General features: G+C 78.4%; 1 protein-coding gene and 1 pseudogene. Both read left to right on the top strand.

Annotated elements, in window-relative coordinates; translation table 11 throughout:
• A pseudogene (locus GTW08_RS28235) lies at positions 1 to 350 on the top strand (low specificity L-threonine aldolase); the annotation flags it as partial.
• Between the two features lie 354 nt (positions 351 to 704).
• A partial coding sequence (locus GTW08_RS28240; protein WP_237454270.1) for an ATP-binding cassette domain-containing protein occupies positions 705 to 1052 on the top strand: 348 nt, incomplete at its 3' end.

The raw sequence follows: 1052 nt of genomic DNA on the forward strand, positions 1-1052 counted from the left end.
TGGCCGCGGCCGGGCTCGTCGCGCTGGAGGACATCGACCGGCTCGCCGAGGACCACGACCTGGCGACGCGGCTCGCCGCCGGACTGCGCGAGCGCGGCTGGCGGGTCCGCGAGCCGCAGACCAACATCGTGCTGGTGGACGTGGCCGACGTGCGCGGCACGATCGCCGCGTTCGCCGAGGCCGGTGTCCGCGCCGGCGCCATCGCGGGCAAGCTGCGGCTGATGACCCACCGCGACGTCGGCGACAAGCACATCAAGGCGGCGCTGGACCGGATCGGCGAGGTCGGCCCGTCCAGCACCGGCTCCCCCGGCGGCCCTGCGCCGCTGCCCCGCACCGCCCTCGGCGGCTGAACCCCCGGTCCCACCCCGCGCCGCCCTCCGCCGGCGCTCCGGGTCGCCCTCCGTCCCCGGCACCGGAGCGCCCGGGCCGGGCGCTCCGGACGTCGCTCGTCGCCGCCGTCACAGTGTCGCGCCGGGTCAAGTCACTGTCGTCCGAGGTCAAGTCGGCCCGCACGATCGGGTCCACACTGGGCGACGGCCGGACGCCGGAGCAGGCGTCGGCCTAGGCTTCCACCGCCGTCGCGCCCGTGCGTACGCACCGCCGGGCGCCGGTGGCTCCGACCCACGACCGGCGCCGGTGAGCTGCGCGGACCCGCGATCGCCGGGTGTCGTGCGGCCCGGGGCGCCCAGGACAGCAGGACCGTCATGACCAGCTCCGCCCCCTCGCCCGCACCCGATACCGAGGCCACCGCCGTCCCCGAGGGCGCCCCTGCCCCCGAGGCCGCGCTCGTCGCCGAGGGCGTCGCCGTCGACGGCACCCACGGGGTGTTGCTCGCGTCGACCTCGCTGCGCACCGTCCCCGGCTCGGTGCTGCTGGTCGCGGGCACCCCCGGCTCCGGGCACACCGCGCTGGCGCTGGCGCTGGCCGGGCGGATGCGGCCCGACCACGGCACCGTCACCCTCGACGGCGACGACGACCCGCGCCGCCTGCGTCGCGCCGTCGCCGTCGTCGACACGCCCGGGGTCAGCGAGCCGGAGCCGGTGCTGCCGCTG

The sequence above is a fragment of the Pseudonocardia sp. SID8383 genome, from assembly GCF_009864975.1.
Lineage (GTDB): Bacteria > Actinomycetota > Actinomycetes > Mycobacteriales > Pseudonocardiaceae > Pseudonocardia > Pseudonocardia alni.